Here is a 17,876-nt window from a genome sequence, read left to right as displayed (position 1 = left end):
TTATGAAATATCTCTCCGAAATTGTATAAGGAATTGATTGACAAGATAAACGAAATTTGAAGTATACAAATTAAGATAAAAACCAAAGTTAGTTTTTGTACGTAAATAATTACTAACTAAGTTGTTCAACCAAAAACCATATAATGAAAAAACTTTACATAAATACTGGAGGATTTGATGCTGTCTTTAATAATTTTAAAGATAGTTTTGGCGGTAAATTAATAATTTCTGCCAACGAATATAAGTTGACTTTTAAATCAAGATGGGCAAAGGGAAGTATTACTGGTGTTCGTTTTGAAAAAGAAATGACTTATCTCAATTTTGATTTTACTTTTAACGAAGATGTTAATTTGAGTATTGAATCTAATCCGTTTACACCAGTATTTTTTGTGTATTGTGAGAAAGGAAATGTGCAGCATAGTTTTGGTGCAAATGGAAATGTAAAAGGTTTGAATAAAAACCAGTCAGGAATCATGTGTAATTCTTCGACTATCAATAGTGTATTGTATTTTGACAGTCATAAACACATCCAGTTTTCATTAATCGGAATGCCTACTGCTGTAAATAATGAAGAGACCGATTTTGTTTCTCAAATCAAAAAAACATTTACAAATGAGTCAGGTAATTACATTTACATTGGAACTGAGAATCATAAAATCGAACAAAAGTTTGAGGAACTAAAAACAATTGCGAAGAAAGGAACAGTTCGTTATTTGATGATGAGAAATATTCTAAGAGAAGTTCTACAATTGGAGATAGCGCAGCATAGTTATAACTATTTAAGCACATTTAATCCGATTTTACATTTTGCTTCGAGACAAATAAATGAGATCAAAAAACTTTCAACTTTAAGTGTTTCGACTGTAACAATGCCTTTGCAGATGATTAGAAGAAGTTTACAGTCGAGAACACTCAAACAAAAATATCAGTTAGAATTAAAATCTTACAACCAGAAATTAGCTAGCTAAAAAGCCTGACATATACTTCAAAAAAACAGCTCAAACGGGCTGTTTTTTTCTTTTTATAAACTTATTCTTTTTCGTAGTGCAAAATAAAATAGACCATTATGAGATTTAAACAAAGTGAAACACCATTAGTAATAATAATAGGCCAGTCGCTTTTTAAAATGCCGTAAATAATCCATATCGCAATTCCAAAAGTAAGAATGCCAAACATTTTAAGAGAAATCTCTTTTACTTTTTTGGTTTTCCAAACTTTCAAAATCTGCGGAATTGTGGAGATGGTAATACAAGCTCCAGCAAAAAGTCCGATGATGTCTATGTAAGTCATTTTTTTGAGGTTCTAAGTTTCTGAGATTCTGAGATTCTGAGTTTTTTTGGTTCTTGCAAAGTCGCGGAGACGCAAAGTTTTGTCTCACGCAGATTTGGCGGATTCTAGCAGATTTTTATGTCTCTTTAATAAAAAAAACTCTGCGTCTTTGCGACTCTGCGAGATTAAAACATAATAAACTTAAAAAAACTCTGCGACCCTTGCGTATCCCGATAGCTATCGGGATTGCGCTCTTTGCGGTTTTAAAAAAAACTAAGCACCAACTAATTCGCCACCATTAATATGAATAAACTGCCCCGTAATATAGCTACTGTCCTCACAAGCCAAAAACACATAAGCAGGTGCAACTTCAGAAGGCTGTCCGGCTCTTTCCATCGGATTGTCTTTTCCGAAATCTGATAATTTATCAAAAGTCGATACAATAAGCGGTGTCCAGATTGGTCCAGGTGCAACACCATTTACCCGTATTTTCCGTTTTGCCAGCATAGTCGAAAGCGATCTGGTAAAACTGACAATAGCGCCTTTTGTACTCGCATAATCGGCTAAATGTTCGCTTCCGCGGAAAGCAGTTACAGAAGTAGTATTGATGATCACATCGCCTTCATTTAAAATAGGAAGTACTGCTTTTGTGATATAAAAATACGGATAAATATTGGTTTCAAAAGTCTTATGAAGATTAGCTGTTGTAATATTTTCCAATTCCTTTTCTGGAAATTGCACCGCTGCGTTGTTCACGACAATGTTGATGGTCTTAAAAGTAGTGTGGCATTTTTTAATCGCCGATTTACAGAATTTTTCATCTTTTAAATCACCACTTATCAAGAGACATTGTTGCCCTTCTTTTTCAATCATTTCTTTTGTTTCGAGGGCGTCTTTGTCTTCCTTAAGATAAACAATCGCAATATTGGCACCTTCTCTGGCAAAATGTATGGCAACACTTCGCCCAATGCCACTGTCACCGCCGGTTATAAAAGCGGTTTTTCCTAGTAGTTTACCGCTTCCAGCATAATTTTCTCTAATGATCTCCGGTTCCGGTTTCATCATATGTTCGTTGCCAGGGAGATTTTGTTTTTGTTCGGGGAATGTTTTTGTCTTCGTCATAATCTTTCTCTTTTAATGCATTTTAAATTTAGTTCAGAACATCAATTTGGTTTGCCTTAAAAGAAATTTTGTTTACCTCAATAAATGATTTTGTATGAAAATACATTTGTTTTGGTAAAATCTTAAAATAACGCAAAATTTATAACACGTACTAAATCATAATTTATCTTAGAAACAACAATCAAAAGTGGGAATTTTGTAACTATTTTTGATTTAGATAAAAATGCCCCCGGTTATTTTTTTATACATTTGAGAATTTCCGCATAGTTTTTAAGAGTTACTTCTGTAATTTCATAAAAAAATAAGAAAATTTTTATAATAATTTAAATTCAACAGTTTTGACTTACAACAGATTTAGCTTCAACACGGCATGGTATTAATTGTAGATGATATAAGGGCCAATATTATTGCCTTAAAGAAGACATTAGAACTGCATAATATCGATGTCGATAGTGCCGAATCTGGTGAAGAAGCTCTAAAGAAAATTCTAAAAACAGATTATTGCCTGATTATAATGGACGTTCAGATGCCGGGACTTGACGGTTTTGAAGTCGTTAAAATCCTTTCTGGTAATCAGCGTACCAAAGATATTCCGGTTATATTTCTTTCGGCACTTAATACCGAGAAGAAATATATCTTTAAAGGTTATGAAACAGGTGCTGTTGAATACATTACAAAACCAGTCGACTCTGATTTACTGATTTTAAAAGTAAAAACCTTCATTAAAATCTACGAGCAACAGAACGAGCTCAAAATAATGAAAGACCTGCTTTCTAAAGAAATCAAAATTAGAAAAGAAGCACAGGACAATCTCGAAATCAAAATTGCGGAAAGAACTAAAGAACTGGTTCAAAAAAATGAAGAACTAGAACTTCGAAATCACGAATTACAACAGTTTTCCTGGGTCGTCTCGCATGATTTGAATGAACCCATACGTAAGATTCAGATTTTCATTAAAATTATAAAAGATCTTTATTTAAAAACCGACGATAAAGCAATCGATTATGTCAACCGAACCATAAAATCGGCTGAGAGAATGCAGACGCTGATTACTGATCTTCTGGCTTATTCCAGACTTTCGGCTCAGGTAAAACCAGAAAGAACAGATTTAAATGAGGTTTTACAAGAAGTATTATCCGATTTTGATTATTTGATAGAAAATAAAAACGCAACGATCAAAACCAATGAACTTCCAACAGTAGATAGTATTCCAAGTCAGATGCGTCAGGTTTTTCAGAATCTGATTGGAAATGCATTGAAATTTTCCGGTAGCGAAGAAAAGCCGATAATCGAAATTACATCAGAAACAATTCTAGAAAAATCATTTGATAGTCCAACATCTCCTGAAGGCAATTTTTGCAGAATTACCGTAAAGGATAACGGAATTGGTTTTGACGAAATTTATCTCGACAGAATTTTTATTATCTTTCAGAGCTTAAACGATCGCCAAACTTACGAAGGAACCGGAATCGGACTTGCAATTGCAAAAAAAATAATTGAAAAACATAACGGATTAATAACAGCTAAAAGTGAAGTAGGACAAGGCGCAAGTTTTATTATTATACTTCCTTTAAAGTACAAACTAAAATAATTTAGAAATATATGAATGGTAATTTTAAAAGAAATTTACTAATTAGCTCACTCGTTTCGCTACTTGTACTCACTATTAGTTCTGTTGCTTCTTTTATTAGTATTAAAAGTTTACTAAGCAGTAATTTTTGGGTAAACCATACCCAGGATGTAATTTATAATTTAAACGAAGGTTCGGCAATTATCACTGAAGCCCAAACCAGCATGCGAGGGTATCTCCTTACAGGCGATGAACAGTTCGTAGATCGTTTTAATGATTCTGAAGCCAAATCAAATAATTATTTTGATAAACTGGATGAACTTACATCTGATAATCCTTCTCAGAGAAAAATGCTTGATGAACTAAGATCTAAGCGATCTGGTTTCTTTAAATACCTGAATAATCAAATCGTAAAAAAGCGTTTAAGCAAAGAAACGTTGATTTTTGATTTGAATGAAGGCCGAAATATGATGAATGAGATAAAGGCAATCATCAAAAAAGTCGAAAATACAGAGCAGAAACTTTTAGAAGAACGCAATGCCAATTCAGAACGTTATGGAACTTATAGTTTAATTCTGATTATTATCGCTTTCTTTATTGCGTTTATTATTTCGATTGTGTTCCTGATTAGAATTCTCAAAGATTACAATGAAAGATCAGCATTACAACGTGAGCTGGAAAGAAAAGACAAAGAAATTGCAGAAAGATTAGAAGTTATCGGTGGAATTGCCATCCAGATTTCAAAAGGCAATTACGATGTTCAGATTGATGATCGAAAAGCCGATACACTGGGAACTTTAGGAGAATCGATTCATGAAATGAGGGATTCTTTAAAAACCTCTTTTGAACTTTTATCTCAAAAAGAATGGCTCCAAACAGGTGTTGCATCTTTAAATGATAAAATGCTGGGCGAAAAAACGATTCAGAAACTGGCAAAAGATGTCATCGAATTTTTGTGTCAATACACCAACAGCAGTGCTGGGGTTTTATATGTTATAGATGGCGAAGAACTTACTGTTACAGGAGGATATAGTTATATACCGAGCAAAAACAGAGAAAGAATCAAAAAAGGAGAAGGACTTATTGGGCAGGCAATTGTTTCCGGAAAAATGCTGGAATTAAAATCACTTTCTCCAGACGATATACAGATCAATTATGCTTTGGGTGAAATTAAACCAACTCATGTTGTGGCACTTCCGTTAACAGATTTCAAAGTAGAAGGTGCCGTAGAATTAGCAAGTATTTATGGCTTCTCTGTATTGCAACTGGAGTTCTTAAACATAGTTTCCAATAATATCGGAATTGCTTTAAAAGCAACTCAAAATCGTAAACGAGTGATGGAATTGCTGGAAGAAACCAAATCACAGTCAGAAGAGCTTCAAATTCAGCATAGCGAACTGGAAGCCATCAATGCAGAATTGGAAGCACAAACCGAAAAATTACAGGCATCTGAAGAAGAACTTCGCGTACAGCAGGAAGAATTGGAACAAACCAACGAAGAACTTTCAGAAAGAAGTGTTTTATTAGAAGAAAAAAATACTGAAATTCAGAAAAAATCAGAAGCTCTTGAATTAACAACACGCTACAAATCAGAGTTTTTGGCGAATATGTCGCACGAATTGAGAACACCGTTAAATTCGATTTTATTATTGAGCCGTTTGTTGTCTGAAAACAACAACAAAAACATGAACAATGAAGAAATTGAGTTTGCAAAAGTAATTCAGAGTTCAGGGAACAGTTTATTGGGATTAATTGATGAAATCCTTGATTTGTCTAAGATTGAAGCGGGTAAAATGGATTTGGAATTCCTGGATGTTTCAACTAAAGAAATTACAGACAACCTGCATAATTTATTTTATTTAGTAGCGAAAGAAAAAGGAATCAACTTTGAAATCATTGCTAAAGACGCTCCAATTGTCATTAAAACAGACAAAATGCGTTTGGAGCAAATTCTGAAAAACCTGATTTCAAACGCCATTAAGTTTACAGAAAGTGGAACTGTTTCCCTTGAAATCAAAGTAGATACAGACGATGATAAAATAATCTGTTTTATTGTAAAAGATACGGGAATCGGAATTCCGGTTGAAAAACAGCCATTAATTTTTGAAGCGTTCCAACAAGCCGATGGTTCAACGAAACGTAAATATGGCGGAACTGGTTTGGGACTGTCAATCAGTCGTGAATTAGCCAAATTATTAAGAGGAGAAATCATCCTGCATAGTAAAGTAAATGAAGGAAGTACTTTTACTTTATGTCTTCCTGTTTTAGGGTTTGCCATCAATAAAGTTTCAGTGAACAAAATTCCGCATGTCGAAGAAATTGAAGTTGAAACTGAAAACGAAGAAGCAAGACCAAAATACATCAGTGAAGTAATTCCTGCAGAAATTGAAGACGACCGTGATTCGATTGTAGAAGGCGATAAAGTGATTCTGATTGTAGAAGACGATATCAATTTCGCAAAATCATTACTGGCTTTTACGCAGAAAAAGGGATACAAAGGAGTAGTAGCCGTAAGAGGAGATTATGCCCTTAATTTTGCCCTGATTTACAGACCAATCGGAATTTTACTGGATATCGAACTTCCGGTTAAAAGTGGCTGGCAGGTTTTAGAAGAATTAAAAAATCATACACATACCAAGCATATTTCGGTGCACATTATGTCTTCGCATAAATTGAAACAGGAAAGTTTGTTAAAAGGAGCCGTAGATTTCTTAGACAAACCAGTTGCGTTCGATAAAATTCCGGATGTTTTTAAACGTATCGAACATATTATCAATAAAGAATCTCAAAAGGTTTTAATTATTGAAGATAATCCACAGCATGCCAAAGCACTAGCTTATTTTCTGGAAACGTATAATATCAATTCAGAAATAAAAAGCGATGTTTCAGAAGGATTATCTGTTCTGACAGACAAGGATGTAGACTGTGTAATTCTTGACATGGGAATTCCGGACAAACAAGCTTACGAAATTCTGGATGGCGTAAAGAAAAGTCCGGGATTAGAAAATCTTCCGGTAATCGTATTTACAGGAAAAAGTTTGTCTATTAAAGAAGAATTGAAGATTAAAAAATATGCCGATTCTATTATTGTAAAAACCGCACATTCGTACCAAAGAATGCTCGATGAGGTTTCGCTTTTCCTTCATTTGGTAGAAAACAAAAAAGAAGGAAACGGTAAAAAAGAGAGTACTAAAAAACTGAATTCTTTAAATAATATTTTGTTTGAGAAAAAAGTATTGATTGTGGATGATGACGTTCGTAATATTTATTCGCTTTCTAAAGCCTTAGAAGCGTTTAAAATGAATGTTATTACTGCATTTGACGGTAAAGAGGCGATTAAAATTCTGGACGAAAACCCAGATACAGATGTTGTATTATTAGATATGATGATGCCAAACATGGACGGTTACGAAACAGCTGAAAAGATAAGAGCTAATCCTAAATTCCTTAACTTAGCAGTAATTGCCGTAACAGCCAAAGCAATGACTGGCGACAGGGAAAAATGTATTAAAGCGGGAGCTTCAGATTATATTACAAAACCTGTGGATGTCGATCAGTTGTTATCATTGCTTCGAGTTTGGTTATACGATAAAATCTAATCTTTAAAAATACTGTAAATGGAAAAGAAAAAGGTATTGATTGTAGATGATGATTCCAGAAATATCTTTGCATTAGTAAATACTTTAAAAGCAAGATCTTTTGAGTGTTTGTCTTGTTTAAGTGCAGAAGAAGCTTTAAAAATATTAAAAAATGACAGCTCGATTGATGCTGTTTTAATGGATATGATGATGCCCGAAATGGACGGCTATGAAGCCATTCCATTAATAAAGGCGATTCCGTCACAAGAGAATACATTTGTCGTTGCCGTAACGGCGCAGGCAATGACAGGAGATAGAGAAAAATGTTTAGAGGCTGGAGCAGATGCATACATCTCAAAACCCGTAGATGTTGATAAATTACTTCAAATCCTGGGAGAAATTTAAATGAATTATGATTGAAGATATTGAACTAGAAACGCTTATAAATGAAGTTTACGAATATTATGGTTTTGATTTTGGAAGCTATTCCAGAGCTTCACTTAAAAGGCGCGTAAATAGGGTTTTCTATTTAGATGGTTTTAAGCATTTTCATGAGTTTTTATCAAAAGTCAGAACAGACGAGGAGTATTGCAAAAGAATGATTGATGAGATTACGGTAAACGTGACAGAAATGTTCCGTGATCCGTCTTTTTATCTCACACTTCGAAAAGAAATTCTGCCCTTATTGGGAACCAAACCTTTTATCAGAATCTGGCATGCCGGATGTTCTACCGGAGAAGAAGTCTATTCGATGGCCATCATGCTTAAAGAATTAGGATTACTGCATAAATCGATATTGTATGCAACAGATATCAATGCCACCGTTTTAGAAACGGCGAAAAGTGGTATTTTTCCGTTAAGAATGATAAAAGATTATGCCGATAATTACCGTGATTCCGGCGGGCAGGAAGATTTTTCCGATTATTACATTGCCAATTATGGTTTTGCAAAATTCAACGAAAGCCTTTCTGAAAAAATGGTTTTCTCACAGCATAATCTGGTTTCAGATACTTCTTTTAATGAGTTCGATCTTATTATGTGTCGCAATGTCCTAATTTATTTTGATAATAATCTGCAGAAAAGAGTTATAAATCTTTTTGATGATAGTCTGGCCATGCTTGGTTTTATAGCACTTGGAACAAAAGAAACAATAAAGTATTCTATCTCTCCAACCAAATACAAACAGTTTGATAAAGAGAAAATATGGAGGAAAATAAAATAATAAAAAATTGTAAAGTAGTTATCATTGGAGGTTCTGCAGGAAGTTTACAGGCATTATTAAATATTTTGCCTTTTATAGAAAGCCCTATTTCTTTTGCCATTGTAATTGTGGTGCACAGAAAAAACTCAGACGAACAAACCTTAGAAGATTTAATAGCCTTAAGATCAAAAGTAGATGTAAAAGAGGTTGAAGATAAAGTGGCCTTAAAAACAGGGTTTATTTATATTGCACCTTCCAACTATCATTTGCTGTTTGAAAAAGACGAAACCCTTTCGTTGGACACTTCAGAGAAAATAAATTACAGCAGACCAAGCATAGACGTGTCTTTCGAATCGGCTGCGGAGATATATGGCTCAGAATTAATTGGAATATTATTGTCCGGATCTAACTCTGATGGAACCGTTGGAATAAAAGCTATTAAACAAGCAGGAGGAACAACCGTAGTACAAAATCCGCTTTCAGCAGAAATGTCTTTTATGCCGAATAATGCAATTTTACATGCCTCACCAGATTTTATTTTGAAGACAGAAGAAATCCTTGAATTTTTAAAAGGAATAAATCAGGAAACTGCTTAGAGAATTTTATTTTTTAAACACATAGAAACATAGATTTTCTTTGTCTAAAAGGCGTTTCACTTGCATTAATATACATAGAGCTATGTGTTAGAAACTAGTCTCTTTCTTGTTCTCTTTTGTAAAAACAAAAATCTATGTTTCTATGTGTTTACAAATAGATCGAAAGTATATAGCACAAACTATTTTATTTCTCATCTTCAGGCAGAATAACTTTATTTATTTCAGCTTCTTTTTCAGCTCTTTTTTGGGCTGCTTTTCCTTTTCCAATAGGAATTCCGGCAGTCAAGTACAAAGATCTGTTATAGACATTTGGCCCATCTCCTTTCATCACAGGAACTAATCCGTAGTAATATTGAATAGTAATATTTAAACCGTTGCCGACATTCATATGATAACCTGTTCCAAGAGCAATTCCGGCATCAATCACACGAATTTCATCCCTTATTTTTTTCTTGTACGTAACATCATTTTTATTGATTTCATTTGTAAACTCGTCAAAAGCAGAAGCTAGAAGTCCTAATTGCGGTCCTGTTTTAATATAAATTCTATTTTTGAATTGGTATTTAATTAAAATCGGAACATTAAAATATCGAATTTCTCTGTTCACAGTCCCGCCTTCAAAAGTAGTATCGAGATTTTCATCTTCTAAAGAATAAACAGGAATATGTCTTGCACCCATTGGAGATTTGACAATAACTCCGGTATTAATCATCCAAGCGGGATTTTTTTTGGATCGGATATCAAAATAAAAGCCAAGATTAAACCCCGGATTCATTCCAGAACTTTCCAGATTCGAAATATCCGAAAGATTAAGTCCGCCTTCCAGACCAAATTCTAAAAAAGGCGAATTGAGTTTGTCTCCAAAAATCAGGGATATTAAAACCTGAGATTTCGCCTCACTCATACAAAAGAAAGCGAGAAGTATGAATAAACCTTTTTTCATAAAAATGGGTTTAAAGTCCAAAGCGATATTGGAGACCTCCTAAAAACTGTGTACGACTGCCCAAGAAACCAGCTTCAAATCGAAACATGATATGTTTATTGTATTGATACTGTGTTCCCATGATAAAGTTCCACATATCTTTCGGAGCTTTTTGTAAAGAATATTGCACCGTCGAATTATCAGCTGTACTTAATGCCCCATCTAAATGTGTTAAAAAAGTTCCTGCTCGGTCTAACGCACGATTTGCCGTTTCATGTTTTGCTTTATTTATTGGATTTGCTTGTTGTGCAGGAGTTAAACCATTCCACCAATTGTCAACGTTAGTTTGGTTTTCGTTCACTTTTGCCAAACCGTCGTCTACTTTTTGCTGGGCATTGCTGAGGTCAAAAATGTCTGATAAAGGAATGTTTCCGTTGGTATCTCCAGAAATATGAACCCTAAAACCGCCAACCCAAACCGCAATGTTTTGATCTTTTTTATGAAATTTAAAGGTTTTACCTAATCTTGGCCCAAAAACATAGGAAAAAGCAGGTTTATCCAACGAACTAATATCCGTCCATGCCATATTCATGTCGAGTGCCAGCCAGCCGCCACCAATTCCAATTGTCGGTGTCATACCCAAACCAAAAGTAGTGGCATTAAAATTGGCTTTCGTGCTAAATGAAGCGACCTGAGACCAATTATTGTCAGCGTCAGGAACCCAAATTCCGGCGTTAATTTTAGTTGCCGTGTTGGCTTTGCCAAAGATTCCATAAATATTTAAAAAAGGCAGTAACCATATATCAGGTCGAATAGTAAGAGCACCCGCTTCGACAGAAGATTTATCAAAACGAACGATCTCGTCCAGATTAAACATTGGACTGTTATTAAAACCGACTTCCAAATTACTGATATTGATTTGAGAATCCTGCCAAAAATAATTGATGGATAATCCGGCAGAGTAAGGAAGTTTGTAGCCCTTTTGAGCCACTTTTTCTCCCCAGATGGGCAGTGCGTATGGGTATTCTTCTACTTTTAGACTGTCTTTTAATTGCTGATTTTTTTCTCCTACGATTTTGTCGGTGTAGACCTGACCAAAAAAAGGAACACTAAATAATAAGAAAAAGGCTGATATTAGTTTATTACATTTCATTGACTAGAGTGTTTAATTGTTAAATAAAACTGCTTGAAATAATGATGTACTAATGTATTCTGAAGGAATTTCGGCTTGTCTTTTACTTTTTTGGAGTGTAGAATATGTGGTAATTAGTGTTAAAGTTAACTAAAAATTCTTTTGTTGCGTCTAAAATTTTAAGAAATGTAGTTAACAATCAGTTGATTATGTTTTTTTTGAAAAGGGAAACAATAAATTATTATTTTTACGCTCATGAAATGGATAGCAATTATAATGTCAATTTATTTGATGGCACTTTCAAATATGCCTTGCGCAGATATGGAAGTGAACAGTGCTATGCATAAAACAGCACAGTTTGCCTCAGAAGACAATCATTCGCATGATAAAGACAATGATTTGTGTTCGCCATTTTGCGCTTGCAATTGTTGTGGTGCTCAGGTTTTAAGCTACCAGACTCCTGCAAATTTTGAGTTTCCTGCGCCTTACAATCTTATTTCAATTCCTTTACCAACTTACCAATCTGTTTTTATTTCCGATTTCTACGGAAGTATTTGGCAGCCCCCTCAAATAGCATAATGATTGCCTGATTCGTTTTGGGCTAGAGAGCTGTGGACTTTCCACAAATTTATAAGACAAATTCTTGTCTCATTTCTCATGTCATTATATATTTCAAATGCTAGATAAAATCATTCAATTTAGTATACGAAACAAATTCGTTATACTATTATTTACCCTCGTTTTAATAGCTTGGGGAAGCTATTCGCTTAAAAAATTACCGCTTGATGCTTTGCCTGACGTTACTAATAATCAGGTTCAGATTATTACTACTGCGCCCACTTTGGCAAGTCAGGAAGTCGAGCAGTTAATTACGTATCCACTGGAACGCGCTGTAAAAACAGTGCCGGATATTATAGAACTCCGCAGTATTTCTCGTTTTGGATTATCAGTTGTTACCGTCGTTTTTGAAGACGATGTCGATATTTACTGGGCTCGCGAGCAGATTTTCCAACGCTTAAAACAAGCTGAAGAAAACATTCCTGATTATGTAAATTCTCCAGAACTGGCCCCAATTTCAACAGGATTAGGTGAAATTTATCAATACGATGTTTATGCCAAAAAAGGCTATGAAAACAAATACAGTGCGGTCGAACTAAGGACGATTCAGGATTGGATTATTATTCCGCAATTGCAGGGAATCCGAGGTGTTGCTGATGTAAGCACTTGGGGCGGAAAACTAAAACAATACGAAATCGCCGTAAACCCAAACATGCTTAACAGTTTGGGAGTCACCATAACCGAAATTTTTGATGCTTTAGAAAAAAACAATCAAAATACGGGTGGCGCTTATATTGAAAAAGATCAATATACTTATTTTATCCGCGGTGTCGGAATGGCAAAAGGTGTAAAAGATCTTGAAAATGTCGTTGTAAAAAATCGGAACGGTTCTCCTGTTTTGGTTCGTAATGTGGCGCAGGTTCGTGAGGGCGTGGCATTGCGTTACGGCGCTTCTACCAAAGACGGAAAAGGAGAAATCGTTTCTGGAATGGTTTTAATGTTGAAAGGAGAAAATTCCAGCGCTGTTGTAAAAAGAGTGCACGAAAAAATGGCTCAGATTAATAAAATCCTTCCCGAAGGTGTTGTTGCTGAAGCATTTATCGACAGAGGAAAATTGGTCGATAATTCGATTAAAACCGTAGCCAAAAATCTTTTAGAAGGAGCATTGATTGTCATTTTTGTTTTGATCCTATTTTTAGGAAACCTTCGTGCGGGATTAATTGTAGCGTCAGTGATTCCGCTGGCAATGCTATTTGCTGTTATTTTAATGAATGCCTTTGGCGTAAGCGGCAATCTAATGAGTCTCGGAGCAATAGATTTCGGAATCATAGTCGATGGCGCTGTGATTATTGTAGAAGCCACGATGCATCATCTGCAGAAAATCAAAAATAAAAAAGAACTGACTCAGGAAGAGATGGACGATGAAGTCTATAACTCGGCTTCAAAAATTAGAAATAGTGCCGCTTTTGGAGAAATTATTATTCTAATTGTATATCTGCCGATTCTGGCTTTAATTGGAACAGAAGGAAAAATGTTTAAACCGATGGCGATGACAGTTGGATTTGCTATTATTGGCGCTTTTATTCTTTCGCTGACTTATATTCCAATGATGAGCGCTTTGTTTCTTTCTAAAAAAACAGAACACAAAGAAAACTTTAGCGATCGAATGATTGCGTGGCTGGAAAGCCGTTATACGCCTTTATTGAAAAAAGCGTTGGAGTTTAAAAAAGTTGTTCTTTCTATTGCAATTGGATTATTCGCTTTGGCTTTTATTATTTTTCAAAATATGGGGGGCGAATTTATTCCAACCATTGAAGAAGGCGATTTGGCAATAAATGCCACTATTATGACAGGAAGTTCGCTTACGCAGATGGTGGAAACGACTACCAAATACGAACAGATTCTCAAAGCGAAATTCCCAGAAATCAAAACTATCGTAACTAAAATAGGAAGCGGCGAAATCCCAACCGATCCAATGCCGATTGAAAGCGGGGATTTGATTATTGTTCTAAAAGACAAAAAAGAATGGAAAGGCAAATACCATAATTGGGAAGAATTGGCGAATGCCATGAAAGAAGAAATGGAGGTAATTCCAGGAGCCAATATTGAAATTTCGCAACCAATCCAAATGCGATTTAACGAATTAATGACAGGAAGCCGATCTGATATTGCAATTAAGATTTTTGGCGACGATTTAGAAATCCTAGACGCTAAAGCCACAGAGCTAATTTCAAAAATAAAAGGAATCGATGGAATTGGAGATTTAAAAGCCGATAAAGTAACAGGTTTGCCACAGATTACGATAAAATACGATTACGATAAAATCGCACTTTACGGATTGAATATTTCCGATATCAATCAAATTATCCGTTCTTCATTTGCCGGAGAAAGCGCTGGAAAAATCTATGACGAAAGCAAACGATTTGATGTTGTAGTGCGAATGGATGAAAACAACCGCGCTGATATTACAGACGTGAGCAATCTGTTTATTCCGCTTCCAAATGGTCAGCAAGTACCGCTTTCTCAAGTGGCTTCTGTAGATTACGAGCAAGGCCCGGTACAGGTCATCCGCGAAGACGGAAAACGTAGAATCACTGTTGGTTTAAATGTCCGCGGAAGAGATATTAAAAGTGTGGTGGAAGAAATTCAGCAAAAACTGGATAAAAACTTTAAACTTCCTGCGGGCTATTACGTAACGTATGGCGGTCAGTTCGAAAATTTAATTGAAGCTTCAAAAAGACTTTCAGTTGCATTGCCAATTGCGTTAGGACTGATTTTGGTACTTCTTTATTTTACTTTCAAAAGTGTCAAACAAGCTTTATTGATTTTTAGTGCGATTCCGTTATCGGCGATTGGGGGCGTTTTTGCGCTTTCGCTGAGAGGAATGCCGTTTAGTATTTCAGCTGGAATTGGATTTATTGCTTTGTTTGGAATTGCGGTTCTCAACGGAATTGTATTGATTTCTTATTTCAATCAATTGAAAACAGAAGGGATTTCAAATCCGTTTCAAAGAATTATCATTGGAACGAAAACGAGATTACGTCCGGTTTTAATGACCGCAGCTGTGGCTTCTTTAGGATTTTTGCCAATGGCATTATCCACAAGTGGCGGGGCAGAAGTACAGAAACCTTTGGCAACCGTAGTAATCGGCGGTTTAGTCTCAGCAACTTTATTAACCTTAATCGTTTTACCGATTTTGTATTTAATGCTGGAAAAGTTTAACTCGAGAGTAAAATGATTTTTCACGCAGATTTTGCAGATTTAAGCAGATTTATTTTTTGATTGTAATAAATATTAATCTGCGTATATCTGCTTAAATCATTTAAAATCTGCGTGAAATAAAAATAAAAAATGATGAAAACACAATATAAAGTCAACATAAAATTCTTTGCGAACTTCGCGCTTCCTTTGCGAACTTTGCGGTTAATTACGTTTCTACTGGCAAGCACAGCAACATTTGCACAGCAATCTATCAGCCTAGAAAAAGCTATAGAACTCGCCAAATCAAACAACATCGACTTAAAAATAGCCGATAAAGAAATTGAAAAACAAACTGTTCTCAAAAAAGCCGCTTTCCAGCCAGATCCGCTTCAAGTGCAGTATCAAGGCGGTCAGTTCAATAGTGCTGATTTTGATCATAATGTTTCGGTACAACAGTTTTTTCCTTTGGGAAATGTCACAAAAGCCAACCGACAATTACAGGAGGAACTTGCAAAACTGGCCGAAAAACGAAAAGCATTATCAGCTTATGAAATAGAAAAAGCAGTGACTTTGGCGTATTATCAATATTTGTACGGTGTTTCGATTCAGAAGTTAAACAAGGAACTGAATGATATTTACACTAAATTCTTAAAAAATGCCGAGCTCCGATTCAAAACAGGAGAAAGTGGGAATATCGAAGTGATTTCTGCGAAAGCAAAAGTCAAAGAAATAGAAACACAAAAAGCACAATTAGAATATGATTTAGCGATTTATCAAAAACAGCTTCAGTTTTTTATTCAGACCAATGAGAATATTGTTCCCGATCAAAATACGGCATTGCAATATGTTTTGGTCCAAGATCAAGAAAATTCAAAAGCAGAGAATTTGATAACAGAGCTTTATCAGCAACAGATTTCGGTTTATCAGAAAGAAGCGAGAACATTCAAAGCGTTGCGAACACCAAAAGTTGGTTTAGGTTATTTCGCCCAAACGATAAATACCGAATCATTGTTTCAAGGATTTACGGCAGGATTGCAGATTCCGTTGTTTGGAGGAGTGAATACAACGAAAGCCAAAGCGGTAGAAATTGGTATTTCGCAATCGCAATTGGCTTTAGATAAAAACAAAATGATTTTAGACCTGCAAAAAGAAGAGTTGCTGAACAATTTCCAAAAACAGCAGAAAAACTTAGCTTATTATCAAAACGAAGGTTTGCAATATGCCAATCAAATTATTGAGACAGCGCAGAAAAGTTATGCCAATGGCGATTTAAGTTATTGGTCGTATATCAGTTTTTTAAATCAAGCAATCGACATTAAAAAACAATATGCTGAAGCCACACACAGCTACAATCAAAGTGCAATCGAACTCCAATTCCCAACCATCAAAAACAATTAATCATGAAAAATATATTTAGCAGTAAAGATTTAACCGCAAAGAACGCTAAGGTTTCGCAAAGAGCGCAAAGTTTAATTTGCTTGCGTGCCCTGCGCTTTGTCTTTGCGTGCCTTGCGGTTACTTTGGCAAGCTGTAATGAAAAGAAAACGGAAGAACCCAAAGAAGAAGAAAAATCAAGTACAGAAGTGGCGTTGACAGAATCACAATACAAAACCGTAGGCATTGAAACAGGATTGGTAGAAGACAGAAATCTAAACAAAATCATTAAAGCCAATGGTTATACCACAGTTCCGCCTCAAAATTCTGCTGAGGTTTCAACTTTAATAGGAGGAACGGTAAAAGATATCTTTGTTTTGGAAGGAACTTATGTCAACAAAGGAAAAGTTTTGGCAACCATTCAGAATCTTGAAGTGATTCAAATGCAGGAAGAATATCAATCTGCAACTGCCAATGTTGAATATTTGCAATTGGAATATAATCGTCAGAAAACGTTGAGTGATGAAAATGTAAATCCGAGAAAAACATTCCAAGAAGTTAAAGCCAAATTAGCAGCGGAAAGAGCGCGTGCGCAAGCGGCAAAGAATAAATTAGAAGCTCTGCATGTTTCTGCAAAAGGAAGTTCGTCTTTAGTTCCAATTGTAGCACCAATAAACGGTTACGTTGGTAAAATTAATATTGCGAAAGGCGCTTTTGCCAATACAGGAGTTTCTTTGTTTGAAGTGGTTGACAACAGTCAGATGCATTTGGACTTAAATGTGTATGAAAAAGATTTGGGATCGATTTCGATAGGTCAGGTAATTGATTTTGTTCTTACGAATCAGTCCAATAAATCGATTAAAGGAAAGATTTTCGGAATCAATAAATCATTTTCCAATGAAAGCAAAACCGTGGCTGTCCACGCTAAAATTGATCCTGCTGATGCAAAAGGGTTAATTCCCGGAATGTATGTTTCGGCAAATATTAATATTACGAATGCTACAGTTCCGGCACTTCCAAAAGATGCTGTCGTTAAAAATGCTGATAAATACTTTGTTTTTGTTCAGGAAGAAGCACATGCAGAAGAAAAACACGAGCACGCGGCAGGCGAAAAAGAAGAAGCTCACGAAAAAGAAATTCACTTTAAAGCCGTTGAAGTAATGCCTGGAACCACAGATTTAGGTTTTACCGAAGTTAAGTTTGTGGATAAGATTGAACTGCAGGCAAAAATCGTTACAAAAGGCGCTTTCTATTTATTGTCGGCAATGAAGGGCGGGGGAGAACATGAACACTAGGCTGCTTGCCGCGAAGGCGCTAGGGCGCTAAGTTTTTTACCTCATTTTATGTCATCCT

The 17,876-nt window shown here is 35.4% G+C and carries 14 protein-coding genes; 10 read left to right on the top strand and 4 right to left on the bottom strand.

The annotated features are described in order from the left end of the window. Positions 1-143 precede the first annotated feature (143 nt). Positions 144-968 carry a hypothetical protein gene (locus GSY47_RS10390; RefSeq protein ID WP_179003451.1) on the top strand — a complete coding sequence of 275 codons (825 nt, stop codon included), beginning with the start codon at positions 144-146 and terminating at the stop codon, positions 966-968. A 61-nt stretch (positions 969-1,029) separates the two neighbouring features. Here the strand turns inward: GSY47_RS10390 and GSY47_RS10385 are convergent, their stop codons facing one another. Both GSY47_RS10385 and GSY47_RS10380 read right to left on the bottom strand, forming a co-directional pair. Beyond that, complete coding sequence (locus GSY47_RS10385; RefSeq protein WP_179003452.1) at positions 1,030-1,290, bottom strand: SemiSWEET family sugar transporter; 261 nt, start codon at positions 1,288-1,290, stop codon at positions 1,030-1,032. Between the two features lie 252 nt (positions 1,291-1,542). Beyond that, positions 1,543-2,391: an SDR family oxidoreductase gene (locus tag GSY47_RS10380; RefSeq protein ID WP_179003453.1), complete on the bottom strand. Its 849-nt coding sequence runs from the start codon at positions 2,389-2,391 to the stop codon at positions 1,543-1,545. 370 nt (positions 2,392-2,761) lie between these two features. On the opposite strand from GSY47_RS10380, the gene GSY47_RS10375 reads away from it, so the two are divergent. From GSY47_RS10375 to GSY47_RS10355, 5 genes are read left to right on the top strand one after another with little or no spacing between them, the layout of a single operon-like run. Beyond that, a complete protein-coding gene (locus GSY47_RS10375; RefSeq protein WP_109192960.1) occupies positions 2,762-3,982 on the top strand; it encodes a hybrid sensor histidine kinase/response regulator in 1,221 nt (406 codons plus the stop codon). 11 nt (positions 3,983-3,993) lie between these two features. Then, positions 3,994-7,560 carry a response regulator gene (locus tag GSY47_RS10370; RefSeq protein WP_179003454.1) on the top strand — a complete coding sequence of 1,189 codons (3,567 nt, stop codon included), beginning with the start codon at positions 3,994-3,996 and terminating at the stop codon, positions 7,558-7,560. 18 nt (positions 7,561-7,578) lie between these two features. Then, a complete protein-coding gene (locus tag GSY47_RS10365; protein ID WP_109192962.1) occupies positions 7,579-7,944 on the top strand; it encodes a response regulator in 366 nt (121 codons plus the stop codon). A gap of 7 nt (positions 7,945-7,951) precedes the next feature. Further along, entirely contained in the window at positions 7,952-8,761 is an 810-nt protein-coding gene (locus tag GSY47_RS10360; protein ID WP_179003455.1) for a CheR family methyltransferase, read from the top strand. Beyond that, positions 8,743-9,336, top strand: a complete 594-nt coding sequence (locus GSY47_RS10355; protein WP_179003456.1) for a chemotaxis protein CheB — start codon at positions 8,743-8,745, stop codon at positions 9,334-9,336. Before GSY47_RS10360 ends, GSY47_RS10355 begins: the two co-directional genes overlap by 19 nt. 184 nt (positions 9,337-9,520) lie before the next feature. Here GSY47_RS10355 and GSY47_RS10350 read toward each other — a convergent pair whose 3' ends face one another. Both GSY47_RS10350 and GSY47_RS10345 read right to left on the bottom strand, forming a co-directional pair. Further along, positions 9,521-10,279 carry a porin family protein gene (locus GSY47_RS10350; protein ID WP_179003457.1) on the bottom strand — a complete coding sequence of 253 codons (759 nt, stop codon included), beginning with the start codon at positions 10,277-10,279 and terminating at the stop codon, positions 9,521-9,523. A gap of 10 nt (positions 10,280-10,289) precedes the next feature. Continuing rightward, positions 10,290-11,411: a hypothetical protein gene (locus GSY47_RS10345; protein ID WP_179003458.1), complete on the bottom strand. Its 1,122-nt coding sequence runs from the start codon at positions 11,409-11,411 to the stop codon at positions 10,290-10,292. 234 nt (positions 11,412-11,645) lie between these two features. Here GSY47_RS10345 and GSY47_RS10340 point away from each other — a divergent pair, with 234 nt between their 5' ends. From GSY47_RS10340 to GSY47_RS10325, 4 genes are all read left to right on the top strand, one after another. Beyond that, a complete protein-coding gene (locus GSY47_RS10340) occupies positions 11,646-11,969 on the top strand; it encodes a DUF6660 family protein (RefSeq protein ID WP_246611312.1) in 324 nt (107 codons plus the stop codon). Between the two features lie 97 nt (positions 11,970-12,066). Next, complete coding sequence (locus GSY47_RS10335) at positions 12,067-15,186, top strand: efflux RND transporter permease subunit (protein WP_179003459.1); 3,120 nt, start codon at positions 12,067-12,069, stop codon at positions 15,184-15,186. Between the two features lie 116 nt (positions 15,187-15,302). After that, a complete protein-coding gene (locus GSY47_RS10330) occupies positions 15,303-16,547 on the top strand; it encodes a TolC family protein (protein ID WP_246611311.1) in 1,245 nt (414 codons plus the stop codon). A 2-nt stretch (positions 16,548-16,549) separates the two neighbouring features. Then, complete coding sequence (locus tag GSY47_RS10325; RefSeq protein ID WP_179003461.1) at positions 16,550-17,818, top strand: efflux RND transporter periplasmic adaptor subunit; 1,269 nt, start codon at positions 16,550-16,552, stop codon at positions 17,816-17,818. Positions 17,819-17,876 lie beyond the last annotated feature (58 nt).

This window comes from Flavobacterium quisquiliarum, assembly GCF_019308285.1.
Classification (GTDB): domain Bacteria; phylum Bacteroidota; class Bacteroidia; order Flavobacteriales; family Flavobacteriaceae; genus Flavobacterium; species Flavobacterium quisquiliarum.
Note: the sequence above shows the minus strand (reverse complement) of the source record. Positions and strands in the feature narration are given on the sequence as shown.